Source organism: Aeromonas sp. 604176 (assembly GCF_049170755.1).
Taxonomy (GTDB): domain Bacteria; phylum Pseudomonadota; class Gammaproteobacteria; order Enterobacterales; family Aeromonadaceae; genus Aeromonas; species Aeromonas veronii_A.
On sequence record NZ_JAAKNE010000083.1, the window covers coordinates 1 to 19,692 of the forward strand.

General features: G+C 60.6%; 14 protein-coding genes. 6 read left to right on the forward strand and 8 right to left on the reverse strand.

The window, feature by feature from the left end; genetic code table 11:
* Nucleotides 1-125 precede the first annotated feature (125 nt).
* From carA to G5358_RS14610, 3 genes are all read left to right on the forward strand, one after another.
* A complete protein-coding gene (gene carA, locus G5358_RS14600; RefSeq protein ID WP_031227689.1) occupies nucleotides 126-1,262 on the forward strand; it encodes a glutamine-hydrolyzing carbamoyl-phosphate synthase small subunit in 1,137 nt (378 codons plus the stop codon).
* 20 nt (nucleotides 1,263-1,282) lie between these two features.
* Nucleotides 1,283-4,507, forward strand: a complete 3,225-nt coding sequence (gene carB, locus G5358_RS14605) for a carbamoyl-phosphate synthase large subunit (RefSeq protein WP_216961925.1) — start codon at nucleotides 1,283-1,285, stop codon at nucleotides 4,505-4,507.
* A gap of 301 nt (nucleotides 4,508-4,808) precedes the next feature.
* Nucleotides 4,809-5,960 (forward strand): DUF1615 domain-containing protein, encoded by a 1,152-nt coding sequence (locus G5358_RS14610; protein WP_421223669.1) that lies wholly within the window; start codon nucleotides 4,809-4,811, stop codon nucleotides 5,958-5,960.
* A 63-nt stretch (nucleotides 5,961-6,023) separates the two neighbouring features.
* Here the strand turns inward: G5358_RS14610 and G5358_RS14615 are convergent, their stop codons facing one another.
* The gene (locus tag G5358_RS14615) at nucleotides 6,024-6,896 is read right to left on the reverse strand and encodes an NERD domain-containing protein (protein WP_421223671.1); all 873 of its coding nucleotides are present in this window, start codon (nucleotides 6,894-6,896) and stop codon (nucleotides 6,024-6,026) included.
* 257 nt (nucleotides 6,897-7,153) lie between these two features.
* On the opposite strand from G5358_RS14615, the gene katG reads away from it, so the two are divergent.
* Nucleotides 7,154-9,340, forward strand: coding sequence for a catalase/peroxidase HPI (gene katG / locus G5358_RS14620; protein WP_421324331.1), 2,187 nt, complete (start codon nucleotides 7,154-7,156; stop codon nucleotides 9,338-9,340).
* A 106-nt stretch (nucleotides 9,341-9,446) separates the two neighbouring features.
* On the opposite strand, the gene G5358_RS14625 is transcribed toward katG, so the two are convergent.
* Nucleotides 9,447-10,364, reverse strand: a complete 918-nt coding sequence (locus G5358_RS14625) for an autotransporter domain-containing protein (RefSeq protein ID WP_421252387.1) — start codon at nucleotides 10,362-10,364, stop codon at nucleotides 9,447-9,449.
* Between the two features lie 292 nt (nucleotides 10,365-10,656).
* Here G5358_RS14625 and G5358_RS14630 point away from each other — a divergent pair, with 292 nt between their 5' ends.
* Both G5358_RS14630 and G5358_RS14635 read left to right on the forward strand, forming a co-directional pair.
* The gene (locus tag G5358_RS14630; protein WP_421324333.1) at nucleotides 10,657-12,630 is read left to right on the forward strand and encodes a methyl-accepting chemotaxis protein; all 1,974 of its coding nucleotides are present in this window, start codon (nucleotides 10,657-10,659) and stop codon (nucleotides 12,628-12,630) included.
* Nucleotides 12,631-12,698: 68 nt separating this feature from the next.
* Nucleotides 12,699-13,574, forward strand: coding sequence for a flagellar protein MotY (locus tag G5358_RS14635; RefSeq protein WP_005337611.1), 876 nt, complete (start codon nucleotides 12,699-12,701; stop codon nucleotides 13,572-13,574).
* Between the two features lie 84 nt (nucleotides 13,575-13,658).
* Here G5358_RS14635 and gloA read toward each other — a convergent pair whose 3' ends face one another.
* The 6 genes from gloA to rsxC form a co-directional block, all read right to left on the reverse strand.
* Complete coding sequence (gene gloA / locus G5358_RS14640; RefSeq protein ID WP_005337610.1) at nucleotides 13,659-14,072, reverse strand: lactoylglutathione lyase; 414 nt, start codon at nucleotides 14,070-14,072, stop codon at nucleotides 13,659-13,661.
* Between the two features lie 171 nt (nucleotides 14,073-14,243).
* On the reverse strand, nucleotides 14,244-14,885 hold the full coding sequence (gene nth / locus G5358_RS14645) for an endonuclease III (RefSeq protein ID WP_247822510.1): 642 nt from the start codon (nucleotides 14,883-14,885) through the stop codon (nucleotides 14,244-14,246).
* A gap of 13 nt (nucleotides 14,886-14,898) precedes the next feature.
* Entirely contained in the window at nucleotides 14,899-15,660 is a 762-nt protein-coding gene (locus G5358_RS14650; RefSeq protein ID WP_005350792.1) for an electron transport complex subunit E, read from the reverse strand.
* 15 nt (nucleotides 15,661-15,675) lie between these two features.
* Nucleotides 15,676-16,308, reverse strand: coding sequence for an electron transport complex subunit RsxG (gene rsxG / locus G5358_RS14655; RefSeq protein ID WP_421324335.1), 633 nt, complete (start codon nucleotides 16,306-16,308; stop codon nucleotides 15,676-15,678).
* A gap of 43 nt (nucleotides 16,309-16,351) precedes the next feature.
* Complete coding sequence (gene rsxD, locus G5358_RS14660) at nucleotides 16,352-17,404, reverse strand: electron transport complex subunit RsxD (RefSeq protein WP_041208552.1); 1,053 nt, start codon at nucleotides 17,402-17,404, stop codon at nucleotides 16,352-16,354.
* An 11-nt stretch (nucleotides 17,405-17,415) separates the two neighbouring features.
* Nucleotides 17,416-19,692, reverse strand: a 2,277-nt coding sequence (rsxC, locus tag G5358_RS14665) for an electron transport complex subunit RsxC (RefSeq protein WP_421324338.1), incomplete at its 5' end; no start/stop codon positions are given.

Below are 19,692 nucleotides of genomic sequence, written 5' to 3' on the forward strand. Positions count from 1 at the left end.
TTTTTAAGTAGAATGCGCCCAATTTGCCAGAAATCTGCCGGGTTCGAGTCCTGTCCAAGACCGGAACCGAGCCCGCAACACCCAGGTAAATTGCTGAATTTAAAGCTAAATAACTGGAGGTTGTCTTGAATCACACTGCATTGCTAGTGCTGGAAGATGGAACTGTATTCAAAGGCGTGTCGATAGGCGCCGAGGGATGTTCCGTTGGTGAAGTGGTTTTCAATACGTCGATGACGGGCTATCAGGAAATCCTCACCGATCCCTCTTATTCCCGTCAGATAGTCACCCTCACTTACCCCCATATAGGCAACACCGGCACCAACAGCGAAGATGAAGAGTCCAGTCAGATCCATGCTCAGGGATTGATCATCCGGGACCTTCCGATACTTGCCTCCAATTTCCGCAATCAGCAATCCCTCTCCGAATACCTCAAGTCTCACAACATCGTTGGCATCGCCGACATCGACACCCGTAAACTGACCCGCATCCTGCGCGAGAAAGGCGCTCAGGCTGGCTGCATTTTGGCCGGGAAACAGGTCGATGAAGCCTATGCTCTCGAACAGGCCCGCGCCTTCCCCGGTCTGAAGGGGATGGATCTGGCCAAAGAGGTAACGGTTGGTGAAGCGTACAACTGGACCGAAGGGAGCTGGCAGCTTGGCAAGGGGCACGTCACCCCGGATGCCGACCAGCTGAAGTACCACGTGGTAGCCTATGACTTTGGCGTCAAGCGCAACATCCTGCGGATGCTGGTTGACCGTGGCTGCCGCCTGACCGTGGTACCGGCCAAGACCCCGGCCGCCGAGGTACTGGCGATGAACCCGGATGGCATCTTCCTCTCCAACGGCCCCGGCGACCCCGAGCCGTGCGACTACGCCATCGAGGCCATCAAGGCTTTCCTTAATACCAGCACGCCGGTATTCGGCATCTGTCTGGGTCACCAGCTGCTGGGTCTGGCCTCCGGTGCTAAGACCGTCAAGATGAAGTTTGGCCACCACGGCGCCAACCATCCGGTGAAGAGCCTTGATGACAACACCGTCATGATCACCGCTCAGAACCACGGCTTTGCGGTAGACGAGAACAGCCTGCCGGATTGCCTGCGCGCCACCCACGTCTCCCTGTTTGATGGTTCCCTGCAAGGTATCCATCGCACCGACCGTCCGGCCTTCAGCTTCCAGGGGCACCCCGAAGCGAGCCCGGGTCCGCACGACTGTGCCGGTCTTTTTGACCACTTTATTGAATTGATTAAGCAGTATCGCGCCTAAGAAATAGAGGAAAGAGTTTCATGCCAAAACGTAACGACCTTCAGAGCATCCTGATCCTCGGCGCCGGCCCCATCGTCATCGGCCAAGCCTGCGAATTTGACTACTCCGGCGCCCAGGCGTGCAAAGCCCTGCGCGAGGAGGGCTACCGCGTCATTCTGGTCAACTCCAACCCGGCCACTATCATGACCGACCCGGAGATGGCAGACGCCACCTACATCGAGCCCATCACCTGGGAAGTGGTGCGCGAAATCATCAAGAAAGAGCGCCCGGACGCCATCCTGCCCACTATGGGCGGCCAGACTGCGCTCAACTGCGCACTGGCGCTGGAGAAGCATGGCGTGCTGGCCGAGTTCGGTGTCGAGATGATCGGTGCCACCGCCGACGCCATCGACAAGGCCGAAGACCGCTCCCGCTTTGACAAGGCGATGCGCAGCATCGGCCTGGAGTGCCCGCGTGCCGGCATCGCCCACAACATGGAAGAGGCGTGGGGCGTGCAACAGATGGTTGGCTTCCCCTGCATCATCCGTCCCTCCTTTACCATGGGTGGCTCCGGTGGCGGCATCGCCTACAACACCGAAGAGTTCGTTGAGATCTGCGAGCGCGGTCTGGACTTGTCGCCGACCAAAGAGCTGCTCATCGACGAGTCGCTGATCGGCTGGAAAGAGTACGAGATGGAGGTGGTGCGGGATCGCAACGACAACTGCATCATCGTCTGCGCCATCGAAAACTTCGACCCCATGGGTATCCACACCGGTGACTCCATCACGGTCGCGCCAGCCCAGACGCTGACCGACAAGGAGTACCAGCTAATGCGCAACGCCTCCATGGCGGTGCTGCGCGAAATCGGTGTCGAGACCGGCGGCTCCAACGTCCAGTTCGGCATCAACCCGAAAGATGGCCGCATGGTCATCATCGAGATGAACCCGCGGGTGTCGCGCTCCTCTGCGCTGGCCTCCAAGGCGACCGGTTTCCCCATCGCCAAGATCGCAGCCAAGCTCGCCATCGGTTACACCCTCGACGAGCTGATGAACGACATCACCGGCGGTCGCACTCCGGCCTCCTTCGAGCCGGCCATCGACTACGTGGTGACCAAGGTGCCACGCTTCAACTTCGAGAAGTTCGCCGGTGCCAACGACCGTCTGACGACCCAGATGAAGTCGGTCGGTGAAGTGATGGCTATCGGCCGTAACTTCCAGGAGTCCCTGCACAAGGCGTTGCGCAGCCTCGAGACCGGTAAGACCGGCTTCGACCCCATGGTGGATCTGAACGCCCCGGACTCCCTGACCCGCATCCGTCACGAGCTGCAGGATGCCGGTAGCGACCGTATCTTCTACATCGCCGATGCATTCCGCGCCGGTCTCTCCATGGACGGCATCTTCAAGCTGACCAAGATTGACCCCTGGTTCCTGGTACAGATTGAAGATCTGGTGAAACTGGAAGAAGAGGTGAAAGAGCGCGGCATGGCCGGTCTCGATGCTGACTTCCTGCGCGCCCTGAAGCGCAAAGGCTTTGCCGATGCCCGTCTGGCCAAGATCCTCGGTGTGGCCGAAGGGGAAGTGCGCAAACTGCGTGCCCGCAACAACATCTTCCCGGTCTACAAGCGGGTCGATACCTGCGCCGCCGAGTTCGCCACCAACACCGCCTACATGTACTCCAGCTATGACGAGGAGTGCGAAGCGGCCCCGAGCAACCGCGACAAGATCATGATCATCGGCGGTGGCCCGAACCGTATCGGTCAGGGTATCGAGTTCGACTACTGCTGCGTGCACGCGGCGCTGGCCCTGCGCGAAGACGGTTACGAGACCATCATGGTCAACTGCAACCCGGAGACCGTCTCCACCGATTACGACACCTCGGATCGTCTCTACTTCGAGCCGGTGACTCTGGAAGATGTGCTGGAAATCGTGCGCATCGAAAAACCCAAGGGCGTGATTGTCCAGTACGGTGGCCAGACCCCGCTGAAACTGGCCCGTGCACTGGAAGCCAACGGCGTACCGATCATCGGTACCAGCCCGGATGCCATCGACCGCGCCGAAGACCGCGAGCGCTTCCAGTCTGCCGTCGAGCGCCTTGGCCTCAAGCAGCCGGAAAACGGCACCGTCACCGCGCTGGAGCAGGCCGTGCTGCTGGCCGAGCGCATTACCTACCCGCTGGTGGTTCGCCCCTCCTACGTGCTGGGTGGCCGCGCCATGGAAATCGTCTATGACGAGCAGGATCTGCGTCGCTACTTCGCCGAGGCGGTAAGCGTCTCCAACGAATCGCCGGTACTGCTGGACCGCTTCCTGGACGATGCGACCGAGCTGGACGTGGATGCCATCTGCGACGGCACCGATGTGGTCATCGGCGGTATCATGGAGCACATCGAGCAGGCCGGTATCCACTCCGGTGACTCCGGTTGCTCCCTGCCTCCCTATACCTTGTCCAAGAAGATTCAGGACGAGATCCGCGAGCAGGTGCGCAAGCTGGCGCTGGAGCTCGGCGTTATCGGCCTGATGAACGTGCAATTCGCGGTCAAGGGCGATGACATCTACCTCATCGAGGTGAACCCGCGTGCCGCCCGTACCGTGCCGTTCGTCTCCAAGGCGACCGGCGCCCCGCTGGCCAAGATTGCCGCCCGTGTGATGGCTGGTCAGTCGCTGCAAGAGCAGGGCTTCACCAAAGAGATCATCCCACCCTACTACTCGGTGAAAGAGGTGGTACTGCCGTTCGCCAAGTTCCCGGGGGTTGACCCGCTGCTGGGGCCAGAGATGCGCTCCACCGGTGAGGTAATGGGAGTGGGCAGCAGCTTTGCCGAGGCCTATGCCAAGGCGCAGCTGGGTGCCAACCACGCCGTACCGAAAGAGGGTCGTGCCCTCTTGTCAGTGCGTCACAGCGACAAGGCGCAGGTGGTCGACTTGGCTGCCAAGCTGCTGGAGCTGGGTTACGAGCTGGATGCCACTCACGGCACCGCGGTAGCGCTGGGTGAAGCGAGCATCAACCCGCGCCTGGTTAACAAGGTGCATGAAGGACGCCCGCACATTCTCGACCGCATCAAGAATGGCGAGTACACCTACATCGTCAACACCGCCGAAGGGCGGGTGGCGATCCAGGACTCCAAGCAGTTGCGTCGCGCCGCCTTGCAGAACAAGGTGGCGTATACCACCACCATGAATGAGGCGTTTGCCACCTGCATGGCCATCAGCGTGGATGCCACCGCTAACGTCAACTCGGTGCAGGAGCTGCACCAGAAGGTGAAAAACCGCTAAGCGTTTGCAGCGGGCATCAGCCCGATTTGCCAGACGACCAACCCCCGCCAGCGATGGTGGGGGTTTCTTTTTATCTGTCGCTAAGCGTTCGGTTCGGAGCGGGTGAGCCATTTAGGAAGGTCATGAGTTCCGTATCGCAGACAACGGATGGCGCGTGGGGTGGTAAAAGCTGGCAAGGGGAGGGGATGCTGCGAGCGCGGGTTTCAACTGCAGCAGGCAATCCTCTACAATGGCCCCACTTTGCTTGTCAGTGCAGTGCCAGCGGCGCTGCCTGTAGGGCCTACAAAAAATGGACATGCTTATGACCGCTTTGCCTTCCTGTCGTCTTCTTGCCTTCTGCTCTGCCTTGTTGCTGGCTGGTTGTGCCAGTGATCCCGCCTCCGCGCCCACCAAAGAGGCGAGCGTGAGCAACCCCAAAACGCCGCCTGCCATGCAGCCGCGCAAACCGGCGGATATGAAGAGCCGCATCGTGCGCTTCTTGCCCCGTCAGGTGCCTGACAAACAGGGGTGGGCCAACGACGTGGTGACGGCGCTCACCACCCAGGGGGTGACGGTCAATGATCACAATGTCTGTAGCGTGCTGGCGGTGGCGGAGCAGGAAGCTACTTATCAGGCCGACCCCGTGGTGCCGGGCCTTGGCAAGATCGCCTGGAAAGAGATCAACTCACGGGCAGCCAAGCTGCTGATCCCCGAATTTATGGTGCGGGCCGCGCTCTCCATCAACTCGCCCACCGGCAAGAGCTACGCCGAGCGGATCGACAAGTTGCGTACCGAGCGGGAGATGAGCGAAATTTTCGAAGACATGATCAGCATGCTGCCGATGGGCAAGACGCTGTTTGGCAACCTCAACCCGGTGCATACCGGCGGTCCGATGCAGGTGAGCATCGCCTTTGCCGAGGCCAACGCCCGTGGCTACCCCTATCCAATCAAGGATTCCATCCGCCACGAAGTCTTTACCCGTCGCGGCGGCATCTGGTTTGGCACCAAACATATCTTCGGTTATCCCGCCGACTACCCGGATACCCTCTACCGCTTTGCCGATTTCAACGCCGGCTGGTACGCCAGCCGCAATGCCGCTTTTCAGGCCGCCGTCAGCCGCTTGAGTGGCAAAACTCTGGCGCTGGACGGGGATCTGATCCGCTATGACTCGGATCTGCCGGGCAATACCGAGCTTGCCGTCTACACCCTCGCCAACCGGGTCAATATGAGCAAACAGGCGATCCACCAGAGCCTGCGCAAAGGGGATACCGCCGAATTTGCCGAGACCGACCTCTACCATCGCATCTTTAGCCTGGCCGACAAGCAAGCGGGCAAGCGACTGCCCCGCGCCATCCTGCCCGGCATTCAGCTAAAGAGCCCGAAAATTACCCGCAACCTCACCACCGCCTGGTTTGCCAAGCGGGTGGATGACAGAGAACAGCGATGCGTGCGGCAGATGGCGACGATTCGCTAAGAAGTATCAAGGGCGGCCAATTGGCCGCCCTTGATGTCAGGTGAGTTTCCCTTGTGTGGCTGTTCATGCCTTGCTGTTCCCCGTGAGATTTACAATGGATCTGCATTTGGGGTATCCACTGCATCCCCAAAACCGATTGCCTCGGTTATCCCCCCGTTTGGCGGTACGCAATACCATCGGGTTGCCGCATCTGGGGCATAGTGGATTTGCTTGAGGGCTCGATTCGGTGATGGTGGGCGCGGCGTTCACCACCTGATTGACGACAGGCATTGCAGCTACGGATAAAGGTGGGTGGGGAACCTCGCTGTGACGTGCTTTCAACTGCGCCACATGCTGGTTATGGGTCTGCCAATTGGCGGCCAGTCGTCCCCGCTGGATGCTGTCGATCACTTTGGTGACGTCGGCAGAGGTCAACACCTGCGTGGTTTTACTCTTGATATAGCGAATAAGCCCACGGTTCATCACGTTATCCGGCATGGGGGTTTTAAAGGTGCAGTCGCCAATAAAGTAGATAATTGAATGGAGCTGATGATCAGCAAGACCCAGCAAGGATTTGAGCGTCATCAGGTGCAGATAGTTTTGGCGCAGGGGATTTTGAAAGGTATGTCTGCGGCGATAGAGCTGCTGGGTCCAGCTCTTGTGGGCTGGATTGCCAAATATCCACCCCTTGATGTTCTTGGTCTCGATCACAAACAGCCCGAAGCGCGAGACGATCACATGATCGATCTGGGTAGTGCCCTGCGGGGTCGGCAGGGTCACGTTCTTGAGCAGGTGGTACTCCCGCTTGTCGAGAAAGAGCCGGATGCCCAAGTTGATAAATGCCTCCCCAACCATCCCCTTGAACCTGGGCGTTTTGATCAGGGTGGCCAGCAACAGCAGGGGCAGCAGATACCAGAGCTGGCCCAGCAGAACCGCAATAACGGGTGTGAAGTCCATTTCAACGCTGTCGTCTGATGTGCAATGGCAACATGTTAACAGTGGGTTCAACAAGCGTGTGTGATCTATGCCACTACTACTCTGCAAGCGCCTGCATTGTTCTGTTTGTTACCCGGTGACGAGATAGTTCAATCGCAAAACCAGATTGAATTGAACTTTTTTATTCGGTTTTTTAAGTGACTAGTGGGGGGTAGGCTAGTCTCTACTGCGAAGCGAAGGGTTTCGCCGTCATTATGACCACAATGAGGATCTGATAGATGGACAAACACGCTAGCGGGGCAGGTCAGTGCCCCTTTGCCCACGGTGCCAATACCTCTGCCAGCCAGGAGCATCAAGTCTGGTGGCCCAATGCCCTCAACCTCGACATCCTGCACCAGCATGACAGCAAGACCAATCCGATGGATGAGACTTTCGATTATCCCGATGCCTTCAACAGCCTCGATTACGATGCCCTCAAGGCAGATCTGCATGCCCTGATGACCGACAGCCAGCCTTGGTGGCCGGCAGACTGGGGTCACTATGGCGGCCTGATGATCCGCATGGCCTGGCACTCCGCCGGCAGCTATCGCGCTACCGACGGGCGCGGCGGTGCCAACACCGGCAACCAGCGCTTCGCCCCCCTCAACAGTTGGCCTGACAACGGCAACCTCGACAAGGCACGCCGTCTGCTGTGGCCGATCAAACAGAAGTACGGCAACAAGATTTCCTGGGCTGACCTGATGATCCTGGCGGGCAACGTCGCCTATGAGTCCATGGGGCTCAAGACCTTCGGCTTTGCCGGTGGCCGCGAGGATATCTGGCATCCGGAAAAAGATGTCTACTGGGGTTCCGAGAAGGAGTGGCTGGCACCGAGCGGTAGCGAAGGGAGCCGTTACAGCGGCGAACGGGATCTGGAGAACCCGCTGGCCGCGGTGATGATGGGGCTGATTTACGTCAACCCGGAAGGGGTGGATGGCAATCCCGATCCCCTGAAAACCGCCCACGACATGCGCGTCACCTTTGCCCGTATGGGAATGAATGACGAAGAGACCGTCGCCCTCACCGCCGGTGGCCACACCGTCGGCAAGGCCCACGGCAACGGCAGCGCAGCCAAACTGGGACCAGCCCCCGAAGGGGCGGATGTGCACGAACAGGGGCTTGGCTGGATCAACCACGAGAGCCGCGGTATCGGCCGTGATACGGTGACCAGCGGGATCGAAGGTGCCTGGACCAGCAACCCGACCCGCTGGGACAACGGCTACTTCAAGATGCTGCTGGGCCACGACTGGTGGATCAAGAAGAGCCCGGCCGGTGCCTGGCAGTGGGAGCCCGTCGCCATCAAGGAGGAAGATCGTCCGGTGGACGTGGAAGACCCCTCCATCCGCTGCAACCCCATCATGACCGATGCGGACATGGCGCTGCGCTTTGACCCCGTATACCGGGAGATCTCCGAGCGCTTTGCCGCGGATCAGGCGCTCTTCTCCGACGCCTTTGCCCGCGCCTGGTTCAAGCTGACTCACCGCGACATGGGGCCGCGCAGCCGCTATTTGGGGCCGGAAGTGCCGAGCGAAGTCATGGTGTGGCAGGATCCGGTTCCGGCGGTGGATTACCAGCTCTCTGACAAAGAGGTGAGTGAGATCAAGGCCAAACTGCTGGCCTGCGGCGTGGCGCCAGCCGATTTGATCGCCACCGCATGGGACAGTGCCCGCACCTTCCGCGGCTCCGATTATCGCGGCGGAGCCAACGGTGCTCGCATCCGCCTCGCGCCGATGAAAGAGTGGGAAGGCAACGAGCCCGCTCGCCTCGAGAAGGTGCTCAACGCCCTGATCGCCCTGCAGGCCACCCTGAGCAAGCCGGTCAGCATCGCCGACCTGATTGTGCTGGGCGGTAGCGCAGCGGTAGAGCAGGCGGCCAAGCTGGCCGGCGTCGATATCGTCGTTCCCTTTGCGTCGGGCCGCGGCGATGCCAGCGCCGAACAGACCGATGCCGAGTCGTTCGCCTTCCTCGAGCCGGTTCACGATGGTTTCCGCAACTGGCAGAAGGGGCACTACAAGGTGCAGCCGGAGGAGATGCTGCTCGACCGTGCCCAGTTGCTGGGGCTTACCGCCCGCGAGATGACTGTGCTGGTCGGCGGTATGCGGGTGCTTGGCACCAACCATGGCGGGTCGGCCCACGGCGTCTTTACCGACCGGGTCGGTGTGCTCAGCAACGACTTCTTCGTCAACCTGACCGACATGGCCTATAGCTGGCAGCCGACTGGCCGCAACAGTTACCAGATCGTGGATCGCCAGAGCGGTGCGGTGAAGTGGACTGCTACCCGGGTTGATCTGGTGTTTGGCTCCAACTCGGTGCTGCGTGCCTACGCCGAGGTCTATGCCCAGCAAGATGGCAAGGAGAAGTTCGTCCGAGACTTCGTCAAGGCCTGGGTCAAGGTGATGAACAATGACCGTTTCGATCTGAAATAAGTCACTTCAACCTGAATGAGAACGCCAGCCGCAAGGCTGGCGTTTTTTATGGTGGCGGTGATAGCTGCATGATGCGACTCGGAGGGTGGCCCTCTGGCAGCCCGGGTTAGAAGCTCATGGCCAGCCCGATGGAATAACCGCTGGTGTTGTGGCTGAACATGTAGCGGGCAACCAGCCGGGTACGGGTGACAATGATGTCGTACTTGCTGCTGTCCAGCTCCAGACCGGCGCCGATGGAGTTGAGGGAGTCAAAGCCAAGCAACCCACGTTGCTGCCCCAGATATGCGGTATGAGCCCCCTCCAGTACATAGCGCACTGGTCTGTCGAGCAGGGTCCAGTGGAACAGCGGGGCGCGGCGGCGCAGATAGAGGCCGAGGTTCTCCGCCTCGGCGTGACCACGGACGCTGGTCGAGGTGCCGCCAAAGCTCTGCAGGTGCTGATAGGAGTAGCGCAGTTCGGCATCTATGTCCTGGGCCGGTGAAAAGAGTTCGTAATCGAGCATCAGTGAGCCACCCAGCCCGTACATATTGAGCTGACCCCCATCGAGAAAGTCCAGCGAGTAGCCCTTGGTACGATCCAGCAGCCAGTTGCCGATCCGCAGGTCACTGGCCATGGTACCGAGCGAGACGTTGGCTATGGGGCGCAGCACCCAGTGGCCGCCACGCGGATCTTTGTGAAGGGTGACATCCCAGCCGATCCCGCCCGAGGCGGTCAGGCTATTCCACTTGGTCGGTATGGTGCGACTCTCGGTACCATTGCTTATCACAAACTGGGGGTCGTAGCGGCTGTAGCCCAGCGCCCCCTCCAGATAGATGGGCACGGCTTCGCTCAGGGTTGCGCCGCCTCCCAGTTGCCCCATGTTGAGCGCAGAAGATTGGCCAGTGCTGCTGCCGATGTCCAGGTTGCTGGCGGTGATGTCCGGCACCACGCTGAAAGTCATCAGCGAGATCACCGCATTGGCCCGTTTTTGCGCCCAGTCCTCCTCCTGATCGTCAAGGTTGTTACTGGCCGCGAGTGACGCCATGGGCAGGGTCGCCGCGAAGAGGGCGCAACCCAGACGGTAAAGCGGGCAGAGCGGGTGTTTCATGGCTGGATTCCCCAAACAAGCGACCTCCTGTCGCCCTGATCTACTGTAGCGAGTTTCTCTCTGGCTGTCTCGACCTGACCATTGGGCTGGGCTATGGGGGGGCTGCGTGGCCATCTACAGAAAATGGTTGATGCAGCTCATGGTTCTGGCCAATGGCAGATGTCGTCAGCGGCATAAGCGAGCAGGCCGGATATAATCAACGCGTTGATAAAAATGACAGGAGTGCGGGATGAACAGACTCGGATTGGCCGGCAAGATGTTGCTGGCAATTTGCCTGCCGTTATTGGCGCTGCTGTTTTTCGCCAGCCACTACGCATACGACAGATATCGGGTGACCCATGAGATGACGCAAGCCCTGCAGCAGCTGGCTGTGGTCGAACGCAGCGTCCAGTTGGTGCACGAGCTGCAAAAGGAGCGTGGCATGTCGGCGGGGTTTATCGGCTCTGAAGGGCGCAAATTTGCAGATGCCCTGCCACGTCAGCGGCAACAGGTTGATGAAGCCATTCATCGCTTTCAGGGGTTGGAGAGGGAGGTTGCCCACGAGCAGGTGGATCTGGCTTTGCGCGAGTTGATGGGGATCCGCAATCAGGTGGACAAACTGGCCATAGAGGCCCCGCGTCAGGTCGCCTTTTATAGCCAGTTGATTGCTTCTCTGCTCAAGGTCGTGGATGAGATTAGTCTGCGTAGCCAGGATGCCGCTATTGCCTTGCAGACAAATGCCTACGCCGCATTTTTGCAAAACAAGGAGCGTATGGGGATGGAGCGGGCGACCCTCAGCAATGTCTTTGCCAAAGGGAGTTTCACCCCGGCTACCTTGCAGCAATTTATGTCCCTGCTCGCTGCCCAGCAGAGCTATCTGGAGCGTTTTCGCGCCGTGGCAAGCGAGCCGCAGCGACGCCTGCTTGAGCAAATTGAGAAGAGTCCGGTGATGGCAGAGGTCGCGAAATATGAGCAGCTCGCCCTGGGCAAGATGACCGAGGGGAGCTTTGGCGTCGATCCGGAGCGCTGGTTTGCCGTGAGCACCGAGAAGATCGACCAGCTCAAACAGGGCGAAGATCAGCTCTTCCAGCAGTTGTTCGAACGGGTTGAGCAGATGCAGGGAGAGAGTCAGCGCAACTTCTGGTGGGGGGCTATGGCGGTTCTGTGCTGCCTGCTGTTGACTACCCTCATCAGTTGGAAGGTGCTGCGGGATGTGCATCTGGGCTTCGTCGCTCTGCATCGCACCTTTTCACGGCTCGTCAATGACAATGATCTGACGGTGAGGGTCAACTGGCAATCGGGTGACGAGCTTGGGGCATTGGCGCGGGATCTCAACCACTTTCTGCAGCATCTGGAAGGCTTGTTGCTGGAGGTGCGCCGCTCCTGTGAGATATTGACCCGTAGTGCCAGCAACTCCAGCGAGGTGATTGCCGAAGTGAATGAAGGTGTGGTGCGTGGCGTCGGTCAGGTTGAACTGGTTGCCACCGCCGCAACGGAAATGGCTTCGACGGTGGCCGAAATTGCTCGCAATGCGACCCAGACCTCACTGGCGACCCAGCAGGCCATTGGCCGTGCCCGGCAGGGGGACAAGGAGGTGGATCAGACTATCGCTGCCATCGAGCAGGTGGCCGGCACCCTCGACGAGACCCGGCTGTTGGTCAACAACCTGCATCAGGATACCGAGTCCGCCGTCGAGGCACTCAACCTCATCAAGCAGATCTCCGATCGCACCAATCTGTTGGCCCTCAATGCCGCCATTGAGGCAGCCCGTGCCGGTGAGTCGGGGCGCGGCTTTGCCGTGGTCGCCGATGAGGTACGTTCACTGGCTGCCCGTACCCAGCAGGCGGCAGATGATATCGAACAGATGCTCTCCCGTTTGCGGGCTGGAGCCCTTCAGGCGGTGGTGGCCATGCAGTCGGGCAGCGAGCAGGCGGGCCTCAGTGTCAGTGAAGCGCAGCGGGCGGGTCACGAGCTGACCGACATCGTCAATGAGGTGCGCAAGGTGAGTGACATGACGGCACAGGTGGCTACCGCAACCGAGCAGCAGCGCTACGTAACGGACGATATCCAGCACAACGTAATGACCATCCGCGAAGTGTACGAGGCCCATCGCCAGCACTCGGTCACCCTGCAGCAGAATAGTGTCGAACTGGATCAGTTGGCTCGGGAGCTGGCTGGACGAATTGCCAGCTTCAAGTTGATAGAGAGAGCCTCTCCCCACTGATCCATTTGCGCTAAAGCTTGTCCCTCCCTGGCCGATACCCCTTGTGAGATCGTGTGGAGGGCAAGCAATTGAACGCTTGGGTGTTGGGGTTGGTCAGCATATCCGTGAGTATGCAGTTACAGGCTGGGGTCACCGAATTTGGTGCCGGTCTGGATCAATCCGTCTGGCGTTTGACCTCCGATACCCAGATTGAGTGTCGCCTCGAGCACCCTATTCCCAACTGGGGAACGGGGGCCTTTGTCAGCCGCGCCGGGCGCAAGATAAACCTCGACTTCGAGCTCAAGGGCAAGCGGCCGCAGGCCCAGACCCAGACGGTGAGCCTTGGCATCATGCCACCGGTATGGCGCCCGGGAATAGCCGGGCGAGAAGTGAGTCAACTGCGCTTCTATCAGCAGTTTGATGGACTGGTGGAGGGGCAGACTGCCTGGACCATGCTCGACGAGCTGGAGGGGGGGCGGATGCCCACTTTCCAGTATCGGGACTGGTATCGCCAGAACCGCGCGGTGCGAGTGTCCCTCTCGTCGGTTAACTTTCGGGTTAAATATCAGGCCTTTATAGATTGTCTGAGTGGGCTCTTGCCCTACAGCTTTAACGATATCGCCTTTAGCGTGCTCACCTACGACAAAAACAGCGATCAGCTCTCCATCCCCTCCAAGCGGCGGCTGGCGATGATCAGCGAGTTTATCAAGGCGGACAAGAGCATCGATGTGGTGGTAATTGACGCCTACAGCGACAGCTATGGCGGCCGTTGGCCGAACCTGAAACTCTCCGAGAAGCGGGCCGATGCCATCAAGAAGGTGTTTGTCGATCTGGGGATCGATCCCGGCAAGATCTCGGTGGAGGGGCATGGCGAGAAGCAGCACGTCGCCTCCAACGAAACCGAACAGGGGCGTGCCAAGAACCGGCGGGTGGTGATCAGCATGGGGCGCAATGGCGAGATCTAGTGCTGTCCCCGGCAAAGAGGCATAAAAAAGAGCGCAGATGCGCTCTTTTTTGATCCTGCCATTCGGCAGCGGGATTAGGGCAGCTTAGAAGCTGTCACCGAGGCCAGTACCGGCATCTTTCTTGGCAATCAGTTCAATCTTGTAACCGTCCGGATCTTCGACGAAGGCGATGACGGTGGTGCCGCCCTTGACCGGGCCCGGCTCACGAGTGATCTTGGCACCGGCGGCGCGCAGTGCTTCGCAGGTGGCATAGATGTCGTCCGCTTCCAGCGCGATGTGGCCGTAGGCGGAGCCCAGTTCGTACTCGCTCACCCCCCAGTTGTAGGTCAGCTCGATCACCGCTTCATCCTTCTCGTCACCGTAGCCGACGAAGGCCAGGGTGTACTTGTACTCGCTGTTCTCGCTCTTGCGCAGCAGCTTCATGCCGAGGACGCGGGTGTAGAAGTCGATGGAGCGTTGCAGATCGCCGACACGCAGCATGGTATGCAGAATTCTCATTGCTCAGTTCTCCGGGTTGGTGATGTGTACTGCTTTCAATCTCGGTTGCGAGGCTATCAGCTTTCTGGATAGACCTTCTCTTTGTATTCGCAGAGGTCCTCGATGATACAGGAACCACTGCAGCGGATGTTTGCGAGCGAGACAGGTAGGACGGTTGTGGCGCCCAGTCATTCAGCTCTCTGGATAGACCTTCTCTTTGTATTCGCACAAGTCCTCGATGATACAAGAACCACAACGGGGCTTGCGAGCCAGACAGGTGTAACGCCCGTGCAGGATGAGCCAGTGGTGGACATCCAGCTTGAACTCGGCGGGCACTACCTTGAGCAGCTTCTCCTCCACCTGATCCACGTTCTTGCCTACCGCAAAGCCGGTGCGGTTCGATACCCGGAAGATATGGGTATCGACGGCGATGGTGGGCCAGCCAAAGGCGGTGTTGAGTACCACGTTAGCGGTCTTGCGGCCGACACCCGGCAGGGCTTCCAGCGCTTCGCGATTCTCCGGCACCTCGCCGCCGTGGCGCTCCAGCAAGATGGCGCAGGTCTTGATGACGTTCTCGGCCTTGGTGTTGAACAGGCCAATGGTCTTGATGTACTCCTTGAGCCCATCCACCCCGAGCTCCAGCATTGCCTGCGGGGTGTTGGCCACCGGATAGAGCTTGTCGGTCGCCTTGTTGACGCTGACATCGGTCGCCTGCGCCGAGAGCAGCACGGCGATCAACAGCTCGAACGGCGAGTTGAAGTTGAGCTCTGTGGTGGGGTGGGGGTTGTTTGCCCGCAGCCGCTCGAGGATCTCTCTGCGTTTCTGGTTGTTCATGCCTTGCGTCCGATCATAGCTCGGTCGCCCGGACGCGGGCCGGGGCAACGTTGCAGTGGGCTACGGTAGCGGCCTGTTTGCGATCACGCCAGTCATTGATGGCGTTCTTGGCGGCGATCAGCAGCCCCAGCCCGATAAAGCCGCCCGGCGGCAAAATCGCCAGCAGCAGGCTGGCATCGGCGTGGAACAGCTCGATGCGCAGGGATTTGGCCCACTCGCCCAGCAACAGCTCGGCACCATCAAACAGGGTGCCCATGCCGATGATCTCGCGCATGCCGCCCAGTACCAGCAGCACCAGAGTAAAGCCAAGGCCCATCATCAGGCCGTCGAGGGCCGCCAGCAGCGGCGGGTTCTTGGAGGCATAGGCCTCGGCGCGGCCGATGATGACGCAGTTGGTGACGATGAGGGCGATAAAGATGCCGAGCGCCTGATAGAGGCCATAGGTGTAGGCGTTCATCAGCAGCTGCACACTGGTCACCAGCGAGGCGATGATCATCACATAGACCGGGATGCGAATATCCTTCGGCACCCAGTTGCGCACCAGCGAGACGGCGAGGTTGGAGCAGACCAGCACCGCCATGGTGGCAAGGCCTAGCCCCAGCGCATTGGTAAAGGTGGAGGAGACGGCGAGGGTCGGGCAGAGCCCCAGCACCTGCACCAGCGAGGGGTTGTTCTTCCACAGCCCCTGACTCATCAGCTCCTTGAGCTCGCCTTTGCGGCTTTCCAGCTCGGCAATCGGGGTTGCGCCCGTTTCAATCTGTTCCATCTGGTTCATGATGGCTCGACTCCGTTAGTTCGCCGCCGGACAAGCCGGGGCGTTGCTGAGCAGTTCGGGTTGCTCCTGCTGCAGTTTAAGCAGGTTCTTCACCGCCTTGACCACGGCTCGCGGGGTGATGGTGGCGCCGGTAAAGGCATCGAACTCGCCGCCATCCTTCTTCACCGCCCACTGGGGTTCGTTGTCATGGGTCAGGAATTTTCCGGCAAAGCTGTTGATCCAGTCCGATTTCTTCAGCTCGATCTTGTCACCGAGGCCCGGGGTCTCGTTGTGAGCGAGCACGCGCACGGCAGTGATGGTGCCCTTGGCATCAAAACCCGCCACGATGCGGATCGCCCCGCTGTAACCATCCGGCGCGATCGCCTCCAATGCATAGCCGGTCACCACGCCATTCTTGCTGGCGGTATAGAGGGCCTGCGGCTGATCGCTGCCGAGATACTTCCTACTGGTCACCTGCTTGCAGCTGGCCACCAGATCGTTGTCATAGCTGCCGGCAGGCAGCAGCGCTTCCAGCGTCTGCAACTTCTCCAGCTGCTGCTGGTGGGCGATCTTGTCCTTGGTCAACTCGTTGGTCAGCACCACCAGCGCGGTGCAGCCCAGCGCGAACATGGCCAGGATCAGGCCATTCTTGCGCATGCTCTTTAACATGTCCGGGCTCCGTCAGCTGTGATGGGGAAAGAGGGCAGAAACATCATTGGCGACGGGCTCCATACACTTTCGGGCGAGTCAGGCTGTCGATAAAGGGTACGCAAAGGTTGGCCAGCAGCACGGCGAAGGCGAATGCATCCGGATAGCCGCCAAAGCGGCGAATGATGTAGACCAGCACCCCGATCAGCACGCCATAGACCAGCCGACCGCGCGGCGTGGTGCAGGCACTGACTGGGTCGGTGGCGATAAAGAAGGCCCCCAGCATGGTGGCGCCGCTAAAGAGATGGAACATCGGCGTGGCGGTGGCATCCGGGCTCATCAGGTAGCCGAGGGTCGCCGCCGCCAGCAGGGAGCCCAGAATGGCGGTCGGAATGCGCCAGTTGATCACCTTCTGTTGCAGCAGGAAGAGGCCGCCCAGCAGATAGCCGAGGTTGACCCAGCTCCAGCCGATGCCGCCCCAACCCTCAAACAGCGGGCCGCTCAGGATCTCGCCGGTGGTGAGCCCTTGGGTCAGGCCGGTTTTCAGGGTATCGAGCGGGGTCGCCATGGTCAGACCATCCACCCCCTGCTTGAGCTGGGCCATGCTGTAGCCGTCGAGGCTAAAGCCGGTGAAGATGACCGAGGCCGCATCGCCAAAGCCGAGGCTGTAGGCGCGCACGCTCTCCGGCGGCAGCCAGCTGGTCATCTGCACCGGGAAGGAGACCAGCAGCAGCACATAGGCGACCATGGCCGGGTTGAACAGGTTCTGACCCAGCCCGCCGTAGAGCTGCTTGGCGATGATGATGGCGAAGGCAGTGCCCACTACCATCATCCACCACGGCAGCAGCGGCGGCAGGGAGAGGCCGATCAGCACGGCGGTGAGAGCGGCGCTGCCATCCATCAGGGCCGGTTTGACGGGGCGGCCCCGCAGCTTGAGCACCAATGCCTCACTCACCAGCGCGGTTACCAGCGCAATCAGGATCTGGATAAAGGAGCCCCAGCCGAAGAACCAGGTCTGGGCCAGCAAGCCCGGCACACAGGCCAGGATCACCAGCAGCATCAGGGTTCGGGTCTGTTTGCGGTTATGGGCAAACGGCGCAGTCGCGATATTGAACATGAGTCTGTCGATTACCTTGTGGTTGTTCGGTCGGCTGACGGGGCATCTTCAGCGACGGTTTCGGCAGCTCTGGCTGCCTCGGCCGCCAGCTTTTTCGCCTTGGCGCGGGCCACGGCGGCTGCAATGGCCGCTTTTTTCGGATCAACCGGGGCATCAGCCGCAGGGGCGCTCGCTTCAGGCGCGGCAGTGACGGCAAGTGGTTGCTCACTGCTGGCTGCATCGCTTTGCATCGGCTCAGCCGGTGCGCGCTCACCCTCGGTTCCGGCTCTATCTACCTGAGTAGCGGCACTTTCTACCCCAGCACCGGCATTTTCTACCTCAGCACTGGTACTTGCGCTCTGCTGGGCCAGCTTTTTGGCCTTGGCCCGGGCGATGGCTGCGGCGATAGCGGCCTTCTTGGGATCGACCGCTTCGCTTGCTGCTGTATCGCTGTGGCTGGTGGTTACTTCGCTCTTGGCTAGCGCCACGTCGCGGGTCTGTGCGCTGGCAGTAGGCTCACTCTGCGCACCTGCAGCACCGGCACTGTCGCCCTGCTGGGCCAGCTTTTTGGCCTTGGCGCGGGCAATGGCAGCGGCGATAGCCGCCTTCTTGGGATCGACCGCTTCGCTGACAGCAGATGGCGCATCGCTTTGGGTTGCAGCGGATTCGCTGGAGCCTGCGGTTGCAGTCAGATCGCCCTCAGCGCTGTCACCCTGCTGGGCCGCCTTTTTGGCCTTGGCACGAGCGATGGCGGCAGCAATTGCAGCTTTTTTGGGATCGACAGGGGCATCATTTTGCGTGTTGACCTCGGCTGCCGTGCCGTTGGCTGCGCTTACCGGCTCGCCACTGGCTTCGGCCTTTTTGGCTTTGGCACGAGCGATGGCAGCGGCAATCGCTGCTTTTTTCGGATCTACCTCTGCCTTTTGCTGATCAGCATCTACCGCAGGGGCAGCAACGGCTTCGGCAGTCACAGGCTCGGTGCTCTCGCCTGCCTGAGCTGCCTTCTTGGCTTTGGCGCGGGCCAGTGCGGCGGCGATGGCTGCTTTCTTGGGATCGCTGGCAGGGTCAGCCGCCTCGGCGGATTGCGGCGCAGCGGCTGTTTCGCTGTTTGCGCTCTCGGCCAGCTTGGCGGCGCGGCGCGCCTCCGCTTCCCGTTTGCGGGCTTCGCGGGCGGCAATCACTGCGCTGTTGTCAGGCAAGCCCTCGGCGGTGGCGGCAATGGCTGTGATGGGCGCATCCTGCTTGGCCTTGATGCGGGCGAGAGCCGCTGCCACCGGATCTTCCCCGCCTGCGGCCGTCATGGTCTGACGGCGCTGGGCGGCGGCTTCGGCATGGCGCGCTTCGCGGGCCGCTTTTTCCCGCTCGAAGCGGGCCTGCTTGGCCTCGAAACGTTGCTTGGCGCGCTCGGCTTTTTCGGCCTCGGCGCGGGCTTCGCGAATGTCGTCTTTGGCGATCTTGTAGTACTGCACCAGCGGGATCTCGCTCGGGCAGACCCAGGCGCAGGCGCCGCACTCGATGCAGTCCATCAGGTTGAGCTTTTCGGCCTTGTCATACTCCTTGGCCCGGCTGTACCAGTAGAGCTCTTGCGGTAGCAGAGTGGCCGGGCAGGCATCGGCACAGGCGCTGCAACGGATGCAGGGCTGCTCCGGGCCGGGGGCGGGCAGTTCGGCCTGCGTCGGCGCCAGCAGGCAGTTGGTGGCCTTGACCACAGGCACCATAGCGTGGGGCAGGGTAAAGCCCATCATGGGGCCACCCATGATCACCCGCTGCTCCGCTTCCGGTTGCAGCTCGAAACGCTGCAACAGCCAGCGAACCGGCGTACCCAGGCGCACCCAGGCGTTGCCGGGCTTCTTGAAGCTGTCGCCGGTGAGGGTGACGATCCGCTCGATCAGCGGCTCGCCGTCGATGATGGCGCGCTTGATGGCAAACACGGTGGCAACGTTGAGCACCATGATGCCGATATCGACCGCGCGGCCTCCCTTGGGCACCTGACGACCGGTGAGCAGCTCGATGGTCTGTTTGGCACCGCCAGAGGGGTACTTGGTCGGCACCGTCTTGACCAGCACATCTTCGTCGGTGGCGTGACGGGTCAGCTGCTCGATTGCCTCGGGCTTGTTGTCTTCCACCCCGATCAGGGTCAGCTTGGGCTTGAGCAGGTGCTTGAGCACCCGGATGCCATCCATGATCTCGTCGGCGTACTGCTGCATCAACCGATCATCGGTGGTGATATAGGGTTCGCACTCCAGCCCATTGACGATCAGGATCTCGGTGAGCTGGCCGCGGCCGTCGAGCTTGCTGTGGGTCGGGAA